General features: G+C 40.6%; 17 protein-coding genes. 6 read left to right on the forward strand and 11 right to left on the reverse strand.

Features of this window, described 5'->3' with window-relative positions; translation table 11 throughout:
- The 3 genes from ACO1QW_RS11695 to ACO1QW_RS11705 all read left to right on the forward strand — a co-directional run bounded on the left by ACO1QW_RS11695 (position 1) and on the right by ACO1QW_RS11705 (position 3,028).
- Positions 1 to 1,737, forward strand: a complete 1,737-nt coding sequence (locus tag ACO1QW_RS11695; RefSeq protein WP_486258696.1) for a M14 family metallopeptidase — start codon at positions 1 to 3, stop codon at positions 1,735 to 1,737.
- Between the two features lie 97 nt (positions 1,738 to 1,834).
- On the forward strand, positions 1,835 to 2,473 hold the full coding sequence (locus ACO1QW_RS11700) for a peptidylprolyl isomerase (RefSeq protein WP_486258698.1): 639 nt from the start codon (positions 1,835 to 1,837) through the stop codon (positions 2,471 to 2,473).
- A 249-nt stretch (positions 2,474 to 2,722) separates the two neighbouring features.
- The gene (locus ACO1QW_RS11705) at positions 2,723 to 3,028 is read left to right on the forward strand and encodes a hypothetical protein (protein ID WP_486258700.1); all 306 of its coding nucleotides are present in this window, start codon (positions 2,723 to 2,725) and stop codon (positions 3,026 to 3,028) included.
- 61 nt (positions 3,029 to 3,089) lie between these two features.
- Here the strand turns inward: ACO1QW_RS11705 and ACO1QW_RS11710 are convergent, their stop codons facing one another.
- Together ACO1QW_RS11710 and ACO1QW_RS11715 are read right to left on the reverse strand one after the other, a co-directional pair.
- Positions 3,090 to 4,529, reverse strand: a complete 1,440-nt coding sequence (locus ACO1QW_RS11710; RefSeq protein ID WP_486258702.1) for a RagB/SusD family nutrient uptake outer membrane protein — start codon at positions 4,527 to 4,529, stop codon at positions 3,090 to 3,092.
- A gap of 19 nt (positions 4,530 to 4,548) precedes the next feature.
- Complete coding sequence (locus tag ACO1QW_RS11715; RefSeq protein ID WP_486258704.1) at positions 4,549 to 7,551, reverse strand: SusC/RagA family TonB-linked outer membrane protein; 3,003 nt, start codon at positions 7,549 to 7,551, stop codon at positions 4,549 to 4,551.
- Positions 7,552 to 7,890: 339 nt separating this feature from the next.
- Between ACO1QW_RS11715 and ACO1QW_RS11720 the strand changes: the two genes are divergently transcribed.
- On the forward strand, positions 7,891 to 10,146 hold the full coding sequence (locus ACO1QW_RS11720; RefSeq protein WP_486258706.1) for a Tex family protein: 2,256 nt from the start codon (positions 7,891 to 7,893) through the stop codon (positions 10,144 to 10,146).
- A 176-nt stretch (positions 10,147 to 10,322) separates the two neighbouring features.
- Here ACO1QW_RS11720 and ACO1QW_RS11725 read toward each other — a convergent pair whose 3' ends face one another.
- The 5 genes from ACO1QW_RS11725 to ACO1QW_RS11745 all read right to left on the reverse strand — a co-directional run bounded on the left by ACO1QW_RS11725 (position 10,323) and on the right by ACO1QW_RS11745 (position 16,604).
- Positions 10,323 to 11,015 (reverse strand): porin family protein, encoded by a 693-nt coding sequence (locus ACO1QW_RS11725; protein ID WP_486258708.1) that lies wholly within the window; start codon positions 11,013 to 11,015, stop codon positions 10,323 to 10,325.
- Positions 11,016 to 11,217: 202 nt separating this feature from the next.
- Positions 11,218 to 12,357, reverse strand: a complete 1,140-nt coding sequence (locus ACO1QW_RS11730) for a hypothetical protein (protein ID WP_486258710.1) — start codon at positions 12,355 to 12,357, stop codon at positions 11,218 to 11,220.
- Between the two features lie 110 nt (positions 12,358 to 12,467).
- Entirely contained in the window at positions 12,468 to 13,328 is an 861-nt protein-coding gene (locus ACO1QW_RS11735) for a hypothetical protein (protein ID WP_486258712.1), read from the reverse strand.
- 122 nt (positions 13,329 to 13,450) lie between these two features.
- A complete protein-coding gene (locus tag ACO1QW_RS11740) occupies positions 13,451 to 13,954 on the reverse strand; it encodes a DUF2911 domain-containing protein (RefSeq protein WP_486258714.1) in 504 nt (167 codons plus the stop codon).
- Positions 13,955 to 14,036: 82 nt separating this feature from the next.
- Complete coding sequence (locus ACO1QW_RS11745; RefSeq protein ID WP_486258716.1) at positions 14,037 to 16,604, reverse strand: VPS10 domain-containing protein; 2,568 nt, start codon at positions 16,602 to 16,604, stop codon at positions 14,037 to 14,039.
- A 67-nt stretch (positions 16,605 to 16,671) separates the two neighbouring features.
- On the opposite strand from ACO1QW_RS11745, the gene ACO1QW_RS11750 reads away from it, so the two are divergent.
- Positions 16,672 to 17,409, forward strand: coding sequence for a toxin-antitoxin system YwqK family antitoxin (locus ACO1QW_RS11750; RefSeq protein WP_486258718.1), 738 nt, complete (start codon positions 16,672 to 16,674; stop codon positions 17,407 to 17,409).
- A gap of 74 nt (positions 17,410 to 17,483) precedes the next feature.
- The gene (locus ACO1QW_RS11755) at positions 17,484 to 17,990 is read left to right on the forward strand and encodes a hypothetical protein (RefSeq protein WP_486258720.1); all 507 of its coding nucleotides are present in this window, start codon (positions 17,484 to 17,486) and stop codon (positions 17,988 to 17,990) included.
- Between the two features lie 26 nt (positions 17,991 to 18,016).
- On the opposite strand, the gene ACO1QW_RS11760 is transcribed toward ACO1QW_RS11755, so the two are convergent.
- The 4 genes from ACO1QW_RS11760 to ACO1QW_RS11775 form a co-directional block, all read right to left on the reverse strand.
- A complete protein-coding gene (locus ACO1QW_RS11760) occupies positions 18,017 to 18,412 on the reverse strand; it encodes a nuclear transport factor 2 family protein (RefSeq protein ID WP_486258722.1) in 396 nt (131 codons plus the stop codon).
- A 122-nt stretch (positions 18,413 to 18,534) separates the two neighbouring features.
- Positions 18,535 to 18,756 (reverse strand): hypothetical protein, encoded by a 222-nt coding sequence (locus tag ACO1QW_RS11765; RefSeq protein ID WP_486258724.1) that lies wholly within the window; start codon positions 18,754 to 18,756, stop codon positions 18,535 to 18,537.
- A gap of 399 nt (positions 18,757 to 19,155) precedes the next feature.
- Entirely contained in the window at positions 19,156 to 19,548 is a 393-nt protein-coding gene (locus ACO1QW_RS11770) for an acyltransferase family protein (RefSeq protein WP_486258726.1), read from the reverse strand.
- A gap of 465 nt (positions 19,549 to 20,013) precedes the next feature.
- Positions 20,014 to 20,568 (reverse strand): cupin domain-containing protein, encoded by a 555-nt coding sequence (locus ACO1QW_RS11775; protein ID WP_486258728.1) that lies wholly within the window; start codon positions 20,566 to 20,568, stop codon positions 20,014 to 20,016.
- Positions 20,569 to 20,607: the final 39 nt, after the last annotated feature.

Raw genomic sequence — 20,607 nt, forward strand, 5'->3', positions numbered from 1 at the left:
ATGAAACTTCACATAAAACAAATCATAGCATCAGCAGCGTTCAGTGTTGTAGCCTTGTTGGCCACTGCACAAAATGTTGACCAGATATTTAAAGCTGCCGGCTCCCCGGCAAATCCAAAAGTAGCTATCAGTTGGAATCGTTATTACGATCATGCAGGTATTACAGAAATATGCAAAAAAATCGCAGCAGCTCATCCCGATCTTGCAAAATTGCAATCGATCGGCAAATCATTTAAAGGCAGGGATATCTGGTGTCTTACCATTACTGATTTCAAAAAAGGAAATGCTGACCAGAAACCCGGCATGTATATCGATGGCAACATTCACTCAAACGAAGTACAAGGTGCAGAGTTCTCTTTGTACACAGCATGGTACCTAACTGAATCATTTAAAGACACTCGCTTCATTAAAGAATTACTGGGCGATAAAGTTTTTTATATCGTGCCAACCATTAATCCTGACGGTCGTGATAGTTATTTTCATGAACCAAATACTGGAAGCTCACCACGTTCAGGAGTTATTCCTGTTGACAATGATCGTGATGGTTTACTCGATGAAGATGGTTATGATGATCTTGACAAAGACAATGAAATTTTATTGATGCGTCGCAAATCAGCGACAGGACGCTACCGTGTTGACCCATCGGATCCACGTAGGATGATGCAGGTTGGCCCAGACGAAAAAGGCGATTATGAATTATTGGGTCTTGAAGGTAAAGATGATGATGGTGATGGTGCAGTGAATGAAGATGGCTATACGTTTCAATACGATCCAAACCGTGACTGGGGATGGGGATGGCAACCAAACTATATTCAGAATGGAGCGTACAAATATCCATTCTCATTGCCTGAAACAAGAGCCGTGATGGATTTTGTAATGAAGCATCCAAACATTGCAGGCGCACAATCGTATCACAATGCTGGTGGCATGATCTTACGTGGCCCTGGTGATCCAACAGACCAGGTAACTTACAATCCGCAAGACATACAGGTGTATGATATCATTGCAAAGAAAGGTGAAGAGTTAATTCCCGGGTATCGCTACTTGATTGTTCATAAAGATCTGTATGCAGCGTATGGTGGCGAACTTGATTGGTTCTATGGTGGTCGTGGTATTTACACTTATTCAAATGAATTATGGACTCCTTTCTTAATGTACAACAAAGATGCAACCCGCAATCCGCAGGATAATACAAACTTCCAGTTTGATAGTTACCTGTTGTTTAAAGACGCATTTGTTGATTGGCATGAATATGATCATCCGCAATATGGTAAAATTGAAATTGGTGGTTTCAAGAAAAACTTTGGCCGTGCACATCCGGGCTTTTTGTTAGAAAGTGATGCACATCGCAACATGGCGTTTACGATTTATCATGCATATCATACTCCGTTATTGAATGTTGATACGGTTACAGAAAAAGATCTCGGCAATGGATTGAAAGAAGTAACAGCTGTTATTTCAAACAGTCGCATTATGCCAACGCACAGCAGTCATGATCTGAAATATAAGATTGAACGTCCCGATCATATTTCAATTACTGGCGTAAAAGCAATTGCAGGAATGATCGTTGAAAATACCGATCTCAACATTTCAAACGAACAAACAAGTAATCCTGAGAAAATTGAAATTGCAAATATCCCCGGCTTGTCAACTGTTACCGTTCGCTGGGTTGTGCAGGGTTCAGGAAAATACACGATCACTGTTGATAGCAAGAAAGGCGGTGTAGCAAAAAAATAAGATTCTAGGTTCTATAGTTCTGAGTTTTTAAGTTAGTAACATGCAAAGCTTTCCTCAACTACAAGTTGTAATTGAGGAAAGCTTTGTAATTTTCAGCATGAAATGTTTCACTCTATCTATATTGACCTCACTCCTTCTGATCCAAACGCATGCACAGATTTTAAAAACAGATGCCACCCTGTTAAAACTAAAAGCACCTGAAACATTCAAAGCGGAATTTGAAACAAGCAAGGGAAATTTCACGGTGGAAGTTTATCGTAGCTGGTCGCCGCTCGGAGCCGATCGCTTTTACCAACTCATTCGCAGCGGCTATTATAATAATACTGTCATTTTTCGTGTGATAAAGGATTTTTTGGTGCAGTTTGGCGTGAGTGAAGACAAACAAAAAAATATCTTTTGGCAGGGAAAGAATCTGAAAGATGAACCTGTTGTCGGTTCCAATACCGATAGCACCATCTGTTTCTCCCGTGGAGCGCCCAATACCCGCAAAACATCCATTTTTATCAATCTTCGGAATAATCTTTCGTACGATACAATTAATGCCGGCGGAGTGAAAGGATTTGTGCCCTTTGCCAAAGTAATTAGCGGCATGGACGTAGTGCGGCAGTTCTATTCAGGGTATGGAAATGATGCCATGAAGCCCGCTGACACCATTTATTTCAAAGGCAATAAATGGTTCATTAACAAATTTCCCCAGATCGACATCATTAAAGAAGCCAGGATCCTAAAGGATTAGACTCATCTGTCTTGATTGATATGCCCGATACGGGTATTATTCTGTCCTGTAAGTTTTCCACAAAAATTAAGTTGTGCATGAGTTTTGCTTTCATAAATACTCCCTTGCCCACATTTATAAAACAGCTTACCAATAAAAACTTATATACTGATGAAATGAGTCATAAAAATTATCGAGCAAATTGTCGCCAAAAGCGATGATGATCTTTATGACGAATAACATCTGGCAAAAACACAAAAAATTGAACAGATGAAACTACAAGTCGTTAAAAACATTCAATTCACCCGTTTAATAAAAGCAGACGGACGCTTACGTGAATTCAACTTCAGGAAGCTTGGTGGCTTACAAGAAGGCATCTTCAGCGTAGATGTGGCAGATGAACGTGGAAACAGGTTACTCTTCAAGATGCATAAAGAAGATAACAAGTGGAAAATTTTGGAAAACCATGATCTACCCGAGTGGGTGACCTCTTCAACTACGGTGTTGCATGATAAGATCGAAGAAGTGCTGAATGCGCATCTTCCACAACAGGAAGAGCACGAGCAACAATCGTAAAGAAAAAAGCTGTTCAGCTTTTTATAACTGAACAGCTTTTTCTTATTTATCCCCTCCCGTTTTAATAACCTTGATTCTGTACAAGATTAGGGTTTACTTTTATTTCATTGAATGGAATAGGGAACGTCCATGACCTGGATGTTGAATTGATATTGCAATTGTCGGCACGTGAGCCATTGGCAACACCACACTCGGCACGAACAATTGTCTTTGTAGATCTGCGGAGATCGAACCAGCGATGACCTTCGCCCAGCAATTCAACCCGACGTTGCAATAAAATAGCATTAAGCAAAGCTGCACCAACTTCGGCGCCTGCTGCTACACCACGATTGGTGCGCAACAAATTAAGATCGGCCAATGCAGTAAGATCGCCTGTGCGTTGTTTTGCTTCAGCACGCATCAATAACAATTCACCGGCACGAAAAACTTTAAAGCTTCTGATGCCCGGATATTTCCAGCTAAGTGTGCGTTGAATACCACCAGAACCCGCCTGGTTGAACCGGTTTACACCGGGATCAACATAAGCACCACCTTGTGCCTGTAAAATAGCACTCATGGCAGCAGTTACACGATAGTTAGGACTATTTCCACTTATTGCACCCCCAGGACGCAGAGCGTTATCGGAAGGAATAGCCCAATAAACTTCACTCGAAGGAGATGCTTCACCGGCAGTTGCAAAAGTTGAAATATAATTTGCAGCACTACCAACAGGTCTTAACCCTAATGCAATATTTGCATCGGCAATAACTGCCGCCCACTCAGAAGCATAATAGTTCACACGTGTACGCATCGCATACACAACAACGCTATCGATATAATTACGTGCCCCATTTCCGGTTGTGTTACCACCCTCACGAAACGCAATCAATGCGTCGCCGAGGTCTTTTAAAATGGCATCGTAGTTTTCTTTAACGGTGTTACGTGCTGGCAAATTAGCAAACGGCTTTTGTGGATCGAAAACAGTTACAAAGGGCACACCTAATGCTGTTGAGTTGCGACCAAAATCCTGTGCGAAATAACGCATAAGATCAAAGTGTGCGTGTGCACGAATGGCCAATGCCTGTGCTTTGATACGCTTGGCTTCAGCTTCAGTAGAACCTGTTTCATAGGTCTCTACAAACTTCAACAGGTTATTCACTCTTGAAATAATTTCATAAGGCTGTATAAAAGCAGCAGCTACTGCTCCGTTATCGGAAGCATAAGTCATTTCACTCATGATATTCCAGTTACCCAAACTTTCTAACGCTTCTACAAAATCATCACCCATTAATTCAGGTAATGCACTCCATGCACTTGCACTGCCCGATGCAGCAGGGCTACCATAGTAGTTGTTGCTCTGGAACCCGTCATATGCCCCACGTAAAGCACTGCGTACATCATCAAAGGTTTTTAAATCCGTTAACGACGTATCAGGTATTGTGTCTAATGGCTTCTTACATGCTGCAATTCCTGTAAATAGCAGGGCCAGCATGATGTAAACCGGTTTTAGTGTCATCTTCATATATTAATAATTTCGTTCATTAAAAATTTAAATTCAAACCAAAGTTTATACTGCGTAAAGAGGGATATTGTGCACCACTTACAGCAGCATTTGAATTAGCATCAGAGTTTACAACTGTTGATACTTCAGGATCCCAGCCCTGGAACTTATGCCATGTGTAAAGGTTTTGTCCTTGCACAAACAAACGCAGGCCTTGTATCTTCAGTTTTTCTGTTACGCTTCTTGGTAATGAATAAGAAAGCATCACATTACGTAAACGAAGGAAATCACCTTTTTCAAGGAAACGTGTTGTTTGACCTTGAGTAGCTTCATCAATACGTGGGAAATTTGTTTGCTGACCTGGTGTTGTCCACGCTGTTAAACCGCTGCGAGCAAAACCTGATGTGGTGTATGCATAATACTCAACATTATAACGTGCATTGTTATACACATAGTTTCCTTGCGAGTAAACAAAGAATGCTGAAAGTTCTAACCCTTTAAAGTTAAAGGTGTTTGTAAGACCACCATTGTGAGGAGCATCACTTCCACCCAATACTGTAAGATCATTTGCATCATAATCTTCTGTGATGGTTTTGCCATCAGCTTTCAGGTATTGTGAATTACCGTTGTCGGGGTTAACACCTGCGTATTGAACGAGATAAAAACTGTTCAAGGGCTTGCCTACCTGTAATGCCTGGAAGCTTTTATACAACTGGAAGGTTTGGTTATCGGGCAGCGATTTAATGGTATTTTTATTATATGCATAGTTTGCATCGATTGTCCATTTGAAATCTTTCACATCAATAACTTTCAATGAAAGATTTACTTCAATACCCTGGTTTTCCATACTTCCATTATTTGCAAGGATAGTTCCATTACCACCACTTGTTGCAGGAACAGTAGGCTGGAAATACAAACCTGTTGTTAAGCTGTTGTAATATTCAACTGATGTTCTGATACGGCTCTTAAATAATTCCAATTCAACACCAATGTTTGCTGTTCTTCTTTTTTCCCAGGTGAGTTCAGCATTACCGAGACTATTGATACTTAATGTTCCCTGGCCGCCATAAGTGCCACGACCATATTGCTGGATGTAAGGGAATTCACCAATACCATTTTGGTTACCTACAGCACCAAAACTTGCTCTTAATTTCAGATAATTGATCGCATTCACATTTTTAAAGAAATTTTCTTCTGAAATGATCCAGCCAGCACCTACTGATCCATACTGTGTCCAGCGATTATCAGGACTCAGGCGTGATGAACCATCTGTTCTTCCTGAAAGTGTAAGGAAGTATTTGCTGCGGAATGAATAGTCAACTGTTCCGAAATAAGAAAGTAGTGAACTGTTTTCGGGGAAGCCACCACCAACTGTAGGAATATACCCGTTAGCAGCAGTGCCGGCAACAAGCCCGGCTTCGTTATCAAATGGCAAGAGCAAACCATAACCAGTAAAGTTAAAGCTACGGCCTCTGCGTCTGATATATTCAGTAAACAATGATGTAGTTAAATCATGTTCATCATTTGCACCAAAAGAAGTTTTATAAGTAAGACTATTGGTAATAGTTGAACGGAAACGACGATCAAGACTTCTTGCCAAAGCACCCTCGCCTGCAAACGCACTACCAAATGCTGCATTTTGCTGAGCAGATTGTGTTCCATTTTTAGTAATGCCAAAAGCTTCTATTTGTGAATAGTCGCCACCAGCATTTAAACGATAAGTGAGGTTTTTGATTCCTGGAATATTGTATTCCACAAAAACATTACCTGTTGATTTTAATTGCCAGCTGTTATCTCCATTTACAACTAATTCTTCAACCGGGTTTAACCAAAAAGGAAATTGAACAGAACCTGCATAAGTGCCATCATCATTGTACACTTTTTCATAAGGCAATGCCCAGATAACTGTATTCAATGGTGAACCAATACTTTGATCACCTTCAAATGTTCCTCTGAATTTTGACCAACCGCCTGCTAAGTTTATACCAAACTTAATGTTGCGCTCTGCATGAGAAAGATTCAAACGTCCATTATAACGTTTTAAACCTGTGTTGATCGTTACACCTTCCTGGTCAAAGTAATTGAATGATGTATAAAAAGTTGTTTTCTCGTTACCGCCACTTGCACTGATCTGGTGCGATTGCATTTTGCCATCACGGAAAACTGCATCATTCCAATCAGTATTTACATTGCGGAATTCAGCAACTTCTGCAGGTGACCATCCCCATGGATTGCCTGCAATGTTCATTTCAAAATCAAGTTTCTCCTGCGTGTTCATCAGTTTTAACTTGTTTTCAGGTAATGTAGAAACACCTATTTGTCCATCGTAAGCAAAACGAACTCTGCCGCTTTTACCTTTTTTGGTTGTTACCACAATTACGCCGTTAGCACCACGTGAGCCATAGATAGCTGTTGATGCTGCATCTTTTAAAACTGATACACTTTCGAAATCGCCTTGATTCATTGTGCTGAAATCGCCGGCTCTTACTTCAATACCATCAACAATGTACAAAGGATCAACTGAGCCATTTACGGATGTACGTCCACGAATGATCACATCTGCATTACGGCCAGGCTGACCAGAACCGGTTTTTACATTCAAGCCAGGTGCCTGTCCTTGAAGTATCTGATCAAATGATGCAATGGGTTGTGTGCGTATGTCATCGATCACAACAGTAGATGCAGAACCAATGTTTGAGCGTTTTGAACGTGTGGTATAGCCTGTTACCACAACTTCTCTTAATGCGTTAACTGTAGCCGTTACAGTTACATTCATCACTGCGCCATCAACAGGTACTTCTCTACGGTCAAAAGAAGTACTTGTGAAAATAAGTACGTCGCCTTGTTTTGCTTTGATGGAAAAATTTCCTTGTGCGTCAGCAGTGGTGATGGTTTGTGTGCCTTTTACTTGTACAGTAGCAAAAGGTTGCGGTTCTCCTGTTTGTGATGTGATCTTTCCAGTTACAGTTTGTGCCTGCACAAACGCAAAAGAAAACACAGCAATCACAAACGTAAGAAGAACCCGAAGGTTTTCTCTTGTCATGAATGATAAAGTTTTGATGTTAGTAAAATAATGATCTAACTATTGTTAAGATCATTAAAAAGTGTGCGAATAACGAACACTTATAAATAACTGACAAAACATTTTTAAGTGATGCTGCGTTTTAACTTGTTTGTTTTGAAGAGTGGTAAAAAAGTTGCGATGAACGCAAAGGCAAATGTTCGTTTTTTACATAACGTCTTTTTTTTACATGCGTTTTGTCATGATCACGTCATACCTCTTTAATCATTTTTTTGTTGTGATAAATGAAATGAACAAATTTTTTTTCTAGGTAAGCACAACTATATTGCATGCCCTTTTAACAAGTATAACTGAAGAAGAATGACAGAATTTTCATCAAAGATCGCAGGTTTACTAAGCCTGCGTGTGCAGCAGGTTGAACCGGTAATTGAATTATTAAACGAAGGCGCCACTATTCCCTTTATTGCCCGTTATCGTAAAGACAAAACCGGCAACCTCGATGAGGTAGCCATTCAACAGATACAGGACCAAGCCAAATTCCTGAAAGAATTTACTGAACGTAAAACGTTCATCGAGAAAACAATAACCGAACAAGGTAAAATGACAGATGCATTGCAGGCAAAGCTTGATAATGCAACGACATTAAATGAACTGGAAGATATTTATCTGCCTTACAAGCCGAAACGTAAAACAAAAGCACAAACCGCAAGAGAGAACGGACTTGAACCACTTGCTCTTTTATTACTCGAGCAAAAAGATATTGCTGTTAACCAACAGGCAGCAACATTTATTAATGATAAAGTAGCAACTGCAGATGATGCATTGCAAGGTGCACGAGATATTATTTCAGAAATGGTGAATGAAGATGCGAATGTGCGTGCTAAACTGCGTAAATTCTTTGAAGATGAAGCGTTGGTGAAGAGCTCCGTGATGAAGGATAAAGAAACTGAAGGCGTTAAATTCAAAGATTATTTTGATTTCAGTGAACCTGTACATAAAATACCATCACATCGAATACTCGCCATTCTACGTGGATTTACAGAAGGTATCTTAAAGATGAGTATTGAACCTGAAGAAGAACTGGCCATTGAATTGATCGATGCACAATATGTGAAAGGCATGAGCGAAAGCACAACGCAGGTGAAGAAAGCAATTAAAGATGCCTATAAACGTTTATTGCAACCAAGTCTTGAAACGGAATTCCGTTCGCAACTAAAACAAAAAGGCGATGAAGAAGCTATTACTGTGTTTGCAGAAAATCTTCGCCAGTTACTGTTAAGCAGTCCGCTTGGCAGCAAACGTATTCTTGCACTTGACCCAGGTTATCGTACAGGCTGTAAGATTGTTTGTTTGGATGAAAAAGGTGAGCTGCAAACAACTGACCTCATTTATATTCATGAACCGGGCAAATTGTTTTCTGCCGAACACACGATCCGTCATTTAGTAAGCACTTACAACACGCAGGTATTTGCAATTGGTGATGGCACTGCTGGAAGAGAAACCGAGCAGTTCATCAAAAAACTCAATCTTGGCTTACCAATATTTCTTGTGAATGAAGATGGTGCCTCTGTTTACAGTGCAAGTGAAGTTGCCCGTGAAGAATTTCCTGATAAAGATGTAACAGTTCGTGGCGCTGTAAGCATCGGCCGACGTTTAATGGACCCATTGGCTGAGCTGGTGAAGATCGATCCGAAAAGTATTGGTGTTGGTCAATACCAACATGATGTAAACCAGGTTCGCTTAAAAGAACGTCTTGATCAAACGGTGGTAAGTTGCGTGAACCAGGTGGGTGTTAATTTAAATACTGCCAGCAAACATTTATTGAGCTATGTGAGTGGTATCAACAGCAGCATTGCCGAAAACATTGTAAAATATAGAAATGAGATCGGTCGTTTTTCTTCACGCAAGCAATTATTGAAAGTGCCCAGACTGGGTGACAAGGCATTTGAACAATGTGCAGGTTTCTTACGCATTAACGATGGTGAGAATGCATTGGATAAAAGTGCAGTTCACCCGGAAGCATATGCTGTTGTTGAGCAAATGGCAAACGATCTGCAGTTGAAAGTGGAAGAATTGATTGGCAATGAAACCACCATCAAACAGATCAGCGCTAAAAAATATGTGAGCGAAACAATTGGGGAACTAACCATCACCGATATTTTGAAAGAATTAGTGAAGCCTGGTCTTGATCCACGTAGTGAAGCACAGGCATTTGAATATGCAAACATTTTTAAGATCGAAGATGTAAATGCAGGGATGGTCATTCCTGGCATTGTTACTAACCTTACTCGCTTTGGTGCATTCGTTGATATTGGTGTGAAGCAAGACGGACTAGTGCACGTTTCAGAAATCTCACATGACTATATTACTGATCCTGCAGAAAAATTAAAACTGAACGATAAAGTAATGGTGAAAGTTGTGGAAGTTGACATTGCACGTAAGCGAATTGCACTATCTATCAAACAAACGCAGGAAGCACCAGCTAGAGGAACAAGACTTAATAAAAACCCAAATACAAAATCCGATAGCTATCGGATCCAAAAGAAGGAAGAAGACCTCAGCAACTTAAGCGTCAACGATGCATTGGCTGCTTTAAAGAATAAGTTTAAGAAATAAGCTGCAAGCTATTAGCTACTCGCTGCAAGCGAATACACGAACTGGGTGAGGAAGCTGATCTGTTGATCAGCTTCCTCACTTTTTATTTCATTCGCATCAATAAGTTCATTTCATCAACGGTTAAATACAAAAGGGCGCATTGCTAAGCAATGCGCCCTTCTCAGTCCGGCAGGTTCTTACAAACGGAAACCGATTGTAAAACTCAGGACCCTATGTTTGTTCTTTTCATCAATATCACTATCCGCACCTGACTGAAGCTTTGCTAATCCCAGCCCGTAGTTAACAGAGAACATTGCTCTGGTACCTTCAAAACCAATCGTGCCATTTAAACCATAATCAAAGCGACGAAGGATACCGTAACCTTGTCCTTCTTCTCCTGATGTAGTAGGATCATCATTCGAGAATTCTATTTTGTCTGTTCTGTTGTAAGCAATACCGATTGCCTGCCATTCAAGTTTACGTTTACCGCCAACACCCATTGCAGCGTAAGGTCCTGCACCAACAAAGAACTTTGCATCGCCGCCCAATGGTGCTTTCAATACAAGATTTACTGGCACTTCAATGTAATAAGGATTAACTACTGAACGATAATACCCATTTTGTCCGGGCTCACCATTTTGTAATTTTGATCCTTTACCCGTAAACAACAAACCTGGTTGAATAGAAAGAATGTTTTTGATAAGAGGAAGATCACCCTGCAAGCCCACATGAAAACTTGACAATGCTCTGTTTTCATCTACATCTCCATCTTCACTGATCGAGATATTTGCAAGGTTATAACCTGCTTTAATAAATACTGATGAGTTTTGTGCTGATACGCTGCTAATAGTTGCAGCAACAAAGGCAAGACACAGAAGTTTGATTTTCATAAACATATTTTTTTGTTGATTGCCAAACACCATGCCAAACTACTTAGTACGATTGCGATGGTGACGGATTAAATGCCTTCATCTTTTACGTATTTTTTTGAAGGCTGGATGCATAGACCATCAAAAAAGAATGTGGTTTAATGCTGCATAAAAAAACTCCGGCAAATACCGGAGCTTTTATATAATGGAGTAGAAGTACACGTTAATCAACGGCATTATCAACATATGCCGACACCCAACCTACCTGGCCATTTTTGATGAGGTAGAATTGTTTGGCTTCGTTTACCGACTTAAACTGGCGCATGATACGCAGCAACAAGGCACTACCGGCCATGAGTGAACGCTGATCGAAGACGCCATGAACACGTTTTATTTCTGAAGAGATCAGCTTCTTGTCCCATTTGCCATTGGTGAGCTTACTCATTAAATAGGTTTCAGATAAGGAAGAATAATTTTCTGTAACACGTTTGTGGAAACGCTCCACGTCTTCGTACGTTACCGGCACAACAGGATTAGTATTTAATTCAGGATACAACAATGTGGCAGTGGCCCATGCAATGCCACCACTGAATGCAATATGATCGCTCACAGGATAACTTCCACTTGTATTAACTGTATAAGCGATCTCTGAATTTTCAGCGCCTGCTGCTACACGTAATAACTGGCGTGTATAATTTTCATGCGACTTATCATCACCACACATTTTTTCTGCAGCGTTGGCTGTACTCTTTGTGCCCCATGATAATTGAAAGAGATAAAAGTAACTGTCATTACCATACGGAAAGAAACCGCCTTTTGAATTACCACTGCCGATATCAATTAAGAAAGTATTGTAACGACGATTAACAGGAACAATTCCCTGGTGTGATAATTTTGCTTCCTGCTGCACATCTACTACTTCTACTTTGCGTTGCGGTTCGTTTATTTTTGAGCGGAATTCTTTAATGAGTTTTTCCACCCAATCATTTTTCTTGTCTTTCTCTGCCTGCATCTTCACCCCGCTGCTGATAACAGTAAATACTCTCTTTGATGGAATATTAAACTTGTTGACAGCTGTTTGAAACATACCAGCAAAACTATTAGCCGTTGCATCAAACGTTGGTTGAGTAAAAGAAATAAAATCGGTGTTGAAAGAAGTGTCTTTTACAATGGAGAAACTATTTCCTGTTTCCTTATTCTGCTTCATTTCAATTACGCTCAGCTTTACACCTTTTGAACCAACTTCAATACCGGCATAAAGATCAGGAACACTGTATTTGGGAGAGGCGCTGGTTTGGGCAAATGACTGATGACCCCATACAAATAACAAAGCCATCAGCAACATCACTGGGTTCTTCAACATAATGTAAGTTGTACTTTGCGTAAAAGTAACACAATAGATGCCTGTTGAACGCCATGCTGATGCACATGTGAGCAACTGTGAAAAAAATGTGATTAAGTGAAAAGCCGGTTTTAATTCAACCTAAGATTGCCACGTCCAATTCGCACCCCGTTATGATAGAACTGCACACTGTACATTCCTTTATCATATGCAGGCAGTTTCATATTCATGGCAATGCGGCTTGCATCGCCCTTGGCATATGAAAGCTTTGTTTTGCGTGTATAAGGAATGCGATCGTTGTTGGCAGTGGTGAGCATTCCAGATTGCCAGGGATCATCCTGCACCACATCACCAGATGGATCGATCAACGCCATATATACTTCCGTATCAGTAAATGAAGCGGTTGAATTCTGCACCGTGCAGGCAATACTAAAATAACCTGTTGCATCTGCAGCAGCTGTTACCTGGTCCTTCCCTGCTTGTATTGCACGAAAGCTGATTGCAGATGCAGTGAACACCGGTTCCTCTACAACAGGTTTGCTGATTGTTTCAACACGGGTTGTTATCGGAACGGTTGTATTTTTTATTTCAGTTGAAGCGGTAACAGGAGTTGATGATGAAGCAAATAACCGTTGTTGCAGTTGTTTTATTTTTTCTTCGGCCCTGCGCAGATCTTCTTTGGTGATGTTATTGATGGCAAGTATGGCCGCTATTTCATTTCGTAAACTGTCAATGGCATTGCGTGTTGAATCGGGAGCAACAATTGCAGTATCGATAGTTGAAGCAGTGCGTGATGAATCGATCTGTTGCAATAACCCGTTATAAGCAACCCGAAGCGAATCATTCAACTTTGTTTGCTCAGCAAGTGAATCTTTTACAGGCATCAATATATCCGTATTGGCATATTTGTTTTTATCATAAAGGTGATACACCCATGTACCCACCAGGCAGAGCGACACAACAACCAGCAGTATATTCCTTATATCTTTCATTCCCGTGCAAACTACTTATTAATTATTGTGTGTAATTGAAACCCTTGCTGCGTGTGGATAAGCTGTGAAATGAAAAATCCCCCGATTGCTCAGGGGATCGATCGCACATTGATGGTTTATACTTATTGTGAAATCTTAAATGGTACACTCAGTTTTTCCCATTTGATGGTGGCGCCGTCAGCCGAGCCATCGATCTTGAGTGTTTCAGTCATGTCAGAAGAAGTTGGTTTTACCGTTACACGCAAAGCATCATCAGTTGCTTTGTATTGGTAAGCGCCCCACTGTTTCCATGTTTTGTTGAAAACAATCACCCACTCATCTTTACCGGGAACTGTAAACAATCCGTATTTACCTGCAGGTAATGTTTTTCCTTCTATTTTAATGTCTTTATCTGTTTCAAACACGGTAGCCTCGTTTGCACCAGTGCGCCATACTTCGCCATAAGGAACGAGTTTACCCCATATCTCTCTTCCTTTTACTGAAGGAGCACTGTAATTGATTTTGATGTTTGCTCCACCTGCTTTAAACTCAGTTGATGCAGGCGGACTAGGTTTTTGATTTTGTGCGCAAGCTGTAAACGCTACGAATAACGCAAAGACAGATAATACACTTGTGATACGTTTCATGTTCTGCTGTTTTTTATTAAGGTTTCAAGTTAAAACAAAATTCCAGCAATATTGTTGCCTGAATGACAAATGGCGATTAATGTTATTTTAAATTTGCCTTCTTCTGGTCGTGATAAGCTTTATCTGCCGCCAATTTTTGCACTTCACCAAGCGGAGCAATATAAATACTGCGGCCATGCGTACCCAGCACAATTTCATTATCTCTTTCCTGGATAGCAATATCATGAATGGCCACTCGTGGCAGATCACTCATCCATGCCATGCTGCTTGCACCAGCATCAACTGAAACATATAATCCATGATCGGTGCCGATGTACAACAGCTTCTCCTGTTTGGGATCTTCACGGATCACATTCACGGGTTCTGCAGGAAGATCAGTAAAGATCTGTTTCCAGGTATTGCCATAATCTTCACTCACAAATACCCATGCAGTGAAATGATCGTTACGGTAACCATTCAATGTTGCATATACCCTGCTCTCCTTATATTTTGATGCAATGACACGGCTTACATAAAGACCTTGCACATTCTTTGGCAATTTTGTGTGTACAGCCGTCCAGCTATAACCACCATCTTTTGTTACATGAATAAAACCATCATCGCTACCGGTATAAACCAAGCCAAAACGCAAAGGTGATTCGCTCATGGTCACCAATGTTCCAAAAGGAACATTCCCTTCTTTTTTTCCACCTGTAAGATCATTACTCAGGTTTACACTGTTCTCTCCTTTATTAAAGCTGCGATGAAAACGGTTGGTGCCGAAGTAAAATACATCCTGGTTATGTTTCGATAACAGAATGGGCGATTGCCAGTTGAAACGCAATGGCTTTTCGCCCAGCTCATGTAGCGGACGAACACTTACACGACCAACAAACGGTGTGTTTTTATTTGCCCTGCTGTAAGCGCCAAATTGTGAACCTGCATATACAGTTGCATTATCTCTTGTATCAATTTGCACCTGCATACCGTCGCCACCACCAATTGATTTAAATGCATAGTTTCCGTTATCGTGCCAGTCAACTGTTTCACGGTTGTTGCTTGGGCCAAACCAAGTACCGTTATCCTGCAAACCACCATATACATTATATGGCTTTGCATCATCAACTGTAATATTATAAAACTGGCCAAGCGGAATTGAATTGGCTTTAAACCAGTTTACACCATCGTCATAAGTAATATTGATACCTCCATCATTTCCATTGATCATGTGTGAATCTTTTTTCGGATTGATCCATAATGCATGATGATCGGAATGCACATTACGCCCATCAATATTCTTAAATGTTTTACCGCCATCCGTACTCAACCATGCATTTACTCCCAGCACAACCATCTTATCAACATTCGTAGGCGACACATAGATCTTAGCAAAATAGTATCCGTATGTACTGAATGCCTGGGGCAATTTATTATTCACCAGCTTCCATGTTTTACCGGCATCATCACTACGATATACTTCACAACCCTTAATAGCTGAATTGCTGAAACCATCATCACCCACATCAAAATAATCCCACATGGCAACAGGTTGAATTTTTCCTGTACGCACCATTTCTTTTACTGACGCTGCAGTATATTTTGCAGGGAAACGTTGCCTGCGCATAAACGTATCCAGTTTTTTCTCGTCGAGTTGTTGAAACTGATCAGACGTCATGGTCTTAAAATCTTTCAGCTGGATAGTAGTATCACCCGTTGGTCGTTTTTTGCCGGTGTCGGGCAAAGGATTATAATTATCGATCACCGCAAAAACAATGTTGGGATTTTTTGCATAAACACTCAACCCTATCCGGCCAAGCTTTTTCCCTTCAGCAAAACCACTACCGGGGCCGCTTACCAACGTCCAGTTGTTTCCACCATCTGTGCTTTTATAAATACCACTGGTTGGGCCGCTTTCAGTAAACGTCCAGCCACGGCGTGTGCGATACCACATTGCTGCATATAATTCGTTGGGATTGTTGGGATTCATTTCCATTTCAACTGCACCTGTATTATCGTCAACAGCTAAAGTGAGTTTCCATGTTTTTCCACCATCCACTGTTTTATATACACCACGTTCTTTATTTGGAGAATATAAATGACCTAGTGCTGCCACCCATGCCGTGTTAGGATCGGTTGGGTGCAACTGCACTTTTCCTATATGATGACTTTCGGGCAAGCCGAGATATTCCCATGTTTTGCCATTATCGCTGCTCTTGTAAACACCATTACCAGCGTATGAGGAGCGACTGCTGTTCACTTCACCTGTACCAACCCAAATTACACGACTGCCATACCATTTTACAGCGATATCGCCGATGGTCATTACGTCTTCGTTATCAAAAATGGGTGTAAAGGATTGACCATTGTTTTTGGTATGCCATAACCCACCGCTTGCATAAGCCACATAAAACTCGGTCGGGTCTTCTGGGTTTACTTCCACATCGTTCACCCGGCCACTCATAACGGTGGGGCCGATATTGCGGAATTTCACGTCTTTTAACAAAGATTTCTTTTCCATTTCCTTACGCAACTCCATGCCTTTCTGTCTTTCTTCATCAGAAGTGGGCTTGATTTGTGCGTTACTTTCAAGAACAAGTAACAGGAACGAAAGAACGGGGGTAACTTTGAGCAGGCAATTTTTAAGAATTGCGGTCGTTTTGTACTGGAGCATACAGCTTTGGTTTTTTGATCTCATGTTTTTAATACCTATCTGCCAACATCAAATGAAAAATAAACAGATGAGTAAATTATTCAACTTTTCAAACATACGAATAGCCGCTTTAAGTGTTGTGGCCATGTTGTTTTTTTGGATGAGCGGTTCGGCACAATGTAAGGACTTTACGATCAGCGTAAAAGGCGATACGCTCAATTGCACCGATATAAAAGATCTGAAGCAAGGCAAATGGGTTGTACGCTACGAGGAAGTGCGTGGGGAACCGGGTTATGAAGAGGAAGGCATTTTTAAAGATGGAAAGAAGGAAGGTCCCTGGCGTGTGTACACTTTGATGGGCGATGTGTTGGCAATTGAATATTACCGTTGGGGAAACAAACATGGGAAGCAGCAATACTTTAATGCAATGGGCGATATGATACGTGAAGAAAGCTGGCTGGCTCAAAACCCTGAAAAGCCCACTGAAACAATTGAAGTGTATGATGTAAACGATCCCAAGAAGGTTTATTTGGTTGAAGTAAAGATGGAAGCCTCTTCTGTTGCGCATGGTTTCTGGACCATTTACGAACCGGGCACCGGCAAAGTATTACGCAAAGAAAATTTTATTCTTGGAAAGCTTGATGATGGAACCGGTTCAGCAAACGGTATCATCAAAAAAGATCCGAACGATCCGGCTAACGCCAACAACTCAACCGATAAGCCTGCGGCAAAAGAAAAAACAAAGCCCAAAGAAATCCTGGAATACGAGAAGAAAAATGCAGGAAAGAAAAAAATAAAAGTGAGAACAGGACAAACGGGAGGATAGTTAAAAACCCGGTTCTGAGTCTTAAGTTGTGAGTTGATGCTGTCACCCATTCTCTACATTGATAAAATATACCCATGAAACTTTTATTGTCATCATTCGCATTCATGCTCTGTCTTTCATTTACTCAATCGGTTATTGCCCAAACAAACCAACAGTTAAAAGCTGAGAAAGAACTCGTTCAATATCTGAACATGATCTGTAAAACACACACCGAAAATCAACTTACTATTGATATGGGTATAATCGTTGGGCCGTATAAAATAAAAAGCGGTGTGCTTTCAGTCGTGCGCAAATACATTTCACAAACCGACAGTTCTGATGTTTTTGTGCGCACATCTGTAGCTATCACCGCTATTGAAGATGTGTTTTATGATTACTACGTTGGCTTTGAAACCCCAGGCAGTACATCCGTAAAAGAAGAAAGAGCAATTACACTTACCGGAACGTTTGAAAGGGCCGGCTCAATTGAACTGATGCATATAGCGCCAATTGACAACAGCGACGAAGGGCCGGTTGTGCAAAAAAAACTCATGCAGCTCGTCAATAATGTAAAAGCCGCCTACAGCAAACCAGGCAAGTAACTACACCTTATTAAAAAGAACCTTGATTATTCTCCGTGCGATTGATTTTGCTGCACCAGTTCCGATTCCGTATGCATAGCACATACCCATTCGTCATCTTCTCTTGTCCAGGTTGAAGTACATGCGCATTTCATGGAGCCGTTCTGTTCGTTATAGGCAGTGCCTAACTCTATTTGGTAAGCGATCACCGCACTTTTTTTACTTACTGTTTGCGTTTCTACATTAGTAATATTGAGCACTTTTAGTTTAGCATTAGCGCCCGATTCAAACATATTTTTGAAAGTATCTTCATCTACACTCTGCACTCCATTTTTCCCCACGACAATACAAGGAAAACGGGTGAGTTTTTTTACTTTGTCAAAATCATGGTCTTCCATTGCCTGCCAGTATTTTTTTTCCAGATCAAGAATTTGCGTTTTCATCTTTATTTATTTATGAGATTATAAATGACGGTTTAAAAAACCAAAACGAATCATAAAGCCCCGTAACTGAAAACAGTTGCTTTATGATTCGGCAATATATCAGCTAACAATAAATTGTACTATCAGCCCTTCTCTTTTCCACCACGTAACAGGGCCACCAATAGTAAAATAAATACAGCCCCACCAATTACCCATACAATGGGGTTGCTATACCATTGGGCATTATTACCTTTATCAAGATCGATATCAACATCTACTTTTTTTTCCTGGGCGAATAAGGCTATGTTAACGAAGAATAACAGCATTGTAATCCATGCGGTTTTTAAGTTGGCTAAAGCTTTCATTTTTTTCCGTTTTAGATGAATAATATTAACAATGCACTTTAAAAAACCATGCCATGTTGTAATTGCCTATGGAAGCTTAAATACCCTGAGCAAATTATTCTACATATTGGGGTACGCAGCTTGTTATAAAACAATAAGTTGAGTAAAAGGAAGCGTTTTCCGGGTTCTTCTAATGCGTGAAAAAATAGAGGAGATTAAAAAGGCCGACTCTAAAAAGAGCCAGCCGCTCGAATTTCTTTATTTAAAAAAAAATCCGACAATGATGAATTCAAAGGTGATTTAAAAAAACGGGTATAACAATAAGGTTTAACCCTTAGTATTGGAAGATTGAGCACATATGCAAACGGGAACATAATGAAAAAATTATCGGTTGTTTAAACCGAATACCTGGAAAGGAGATCAACGACTCTTTTGAAACTTCACTTTTTTTCGTAACCAGTTTCGCACTGGTTCATCGTATAATTTTAAACTTGCATAAGCTAATACAACCGCACCTGCAAATGTGAGAAGTGCATAAGGCAAAGCCTGCAGTAATGTAATGCCATTATGATTACTTACCCATGCCACATAAAAATAAACAAGCACATAATGGGTAATGTATAACGGATAAGAAAGATCGCCCAAGAACTTACAGATCTTACTTTCAATTTTACCATGCACCACACCGCTTGCACCGACATATACGATCAATGGAAAAATAACGATGATGCAAAATGCTTCGTACAAACCATTCCACCATAAATGGGCATCACCGCCAATTCTTGGCATCAGTAAAACAACTGTTACCAACATACTACACGCTCTAACCTGCGTCGAAGGAAACCAGCGATAGTTAACTTATTCCATCTGTCATCATATGCATACCCAATTACATAACCAGAGAGCAGAAAGAAAAAATCAACAGCGAGGTAACCATGGTTTATAACATTCTCAAAACGATTTTGGCAAGCGGTTCAGCAAGATGAAAGAATACCACGATGATGGCTGCAACACCTCTGAGGCGATCTAATATTTGGTAATGGGGCTTCGCACCGGGTTTGGCAGAATCCAAAGTCTTGCTCTCAACTGTTTGAGATTTGTTACTGTTGTTTTTTTTCTGTGTGCAGTTCCGCAGTGGAACTTCCAATAACACCGGAGACTGTTTTGTTCATATGACCGCTGCCCGTTTAACTGTTAGGACGCAATGATATTGAAACACCCGAGGCTCAACGTATCAGCTTAGTTCATTCTTTCTTCATTTTGTATCGTTAGGGAAGTTCAGCTCCGAATCGGTGCTGGCGCATGTTCAAAATGTTTGTACTTGCCGAGCATTTTGCCAACAAAGCAGGTAACAGGAAGAATTACTTTTTTTACAACCACCGGCATTTCATCCATATCAAATTCCGATTTGTATCGTGTGGCGAGGTATGCAGCATCAAAGGCTTCGGGCTGTGCTTTACCCGATTTATTTTGCGCATCAAATATGGATGTAAGAAAAAACACGATGTTATTGGCCGGGTAGATCCAACCCTTGCAATGCAACTCCTCATTACCTGCATTCCAGAAACGATGCGCCACTCCCCGCTTAAATAATACCGTTTCTCCTTCACCGGCAAATTGTTCTTTACCGCCCTTTACCTGGTAACCAATACGTCCTCTTACAACCGTAAGACATTCGTCCTGCAACCAATGTGTGTGCATGATGGGACCAAAACCGGGATCAACAAAATTTTCAACAATAAGTTTTTCGCCAAGTTCTTCTTTTTGAGAAGACACAAATACAAGTTTTTCGCCGAGTACATTTTCAATAGTGTGTGGCAAGATGTAGTTCATGAGGTTTTATTTTCCATCAAAACTATTTTGCTACCACTT

This window comes from Lacibacter sp. (assembly GCF_057361365.1).

Bases quoted from the DNA above. Each gene is read 5' to 3' on its own strand.
- ACO1QW_RS11695 (WP_486258696.1), top strand. From the start codon at position 1: ATGAAACTTCACATAAAACAAATCATAGCATCAGCAGCGTTCAGTGTT.
- ACO1QW_RS11700 (WP_486258698.1), top strand. From the start codon at position 1,835: ATGAAATGTTTCACTCTATCTATATTGACCTCACTCCTTCTGATCCAA.
- ACO1QW_RS11705 (WP_486258700.1), top strand. From the start codon at position 2,723: ATGAAACTACAAGTCGTTAAAAACATTCAATTCACCCGTTTAATAAAA.
- ACO1QW_RS11710 (WP_486258702.1), bottom strand. From the start codon at position 4,529: ATGAAGATGACACTAAAACCGGTTTACATCATGCTGGCCCTGCTATTT.
- ACO1QW_RS11715 (WP_486258704.1), bottom strand. From the start codon at position 7,551: ATGACAAGAGAAAACCTTCGGGTTCTTCTTACGTTTGTGATTGCTGTG.
- ACO1QW_RS11720 (WP_486258706.1), top strand. From the start codon at position 7,891: ATGACAGAATTTTCATCAAAGATCGCAGGTTTACTAAGCCTGCGTGTG.
- ACO1QW_RS11725 (WP_486258708.1), bottom strand. From the start codon at position 11,015: ATGAAAATCAAACTTCTGTGTCTTGCCTTTGTTGCTGCAACTATTAGC.
- ACO1QW_RS11730 (WP_486258710.1), bottom strand. From the start codon at position 12,357: ATGTTGAAGAACCCAGTGATGTTGCTGATGGCTTTGTTATTTGTATGG.
- ACO1QW_RS11735 (WP_486258712.1), bottom strand. From the start codon at position 13,328: ATGAAAGATATAAGGAATATACTGCTGGTTGTTGTGTCGCTCTGCCTG.
- ACO1QW_RS11740 (WP_486258714.1), bottom strand. From the start codon at position 13,954: ATGAAACGTATCACAAGTGTATTATCTGTCTTTGCGTTATTCGTAGCG.
- ACO1QW_RS11745 (WP_486258716.1), bottom strand. From the start codon at position 16,604: ATGCTCCAGTACAAAACGACCGCAATTCTTAAAAATTGCCTGCTCAAA.
- ACO1QW_RS11750 (WP_486258718.1), top strand. From the start codon at position 16,672: ATGAGTAAATTATTCAACTTTTCAAACATACGAATAGCCGCTTTAAGT.
- ACO1QW_RS11755 (WP_486258720.1), top strand. From the start codon at position 17,484: ATGAAACTTTTATTGTCATCATTCGCATTCATGCTCTGTCTTTCATTT.
- ACO1QW_RS11760 (WP_486258722.1), bottom strand. From the start codon at position 18,412: ATGAAAACGCAAATTCTTGATCTGGAAAAAAAATACTGGCAGGCAATG.
- ACO1QW_RS11765 (WP_486258724.1), bottom strand. From the start codon at position 18,756: ATGAAAGCTTTAGCCAACTTAAAAACCGCATGGATTACAATGCTGTTA.
- ACO1QW_RS11770 (WP_486258726.1), bottom strand. From the start codon at position 19,548: ATGTTGGTAACAGTTGTTTTACTGATGCCAAGAATTGGCGGTGATGCC.
- ACO1QW_RS11775 (WP_486258728.1), bottom strand. From the start codon at position 20,568: ATGAACTACATCTTGCCACACACTATTGAAAATGTACTCGGCGAAAAA.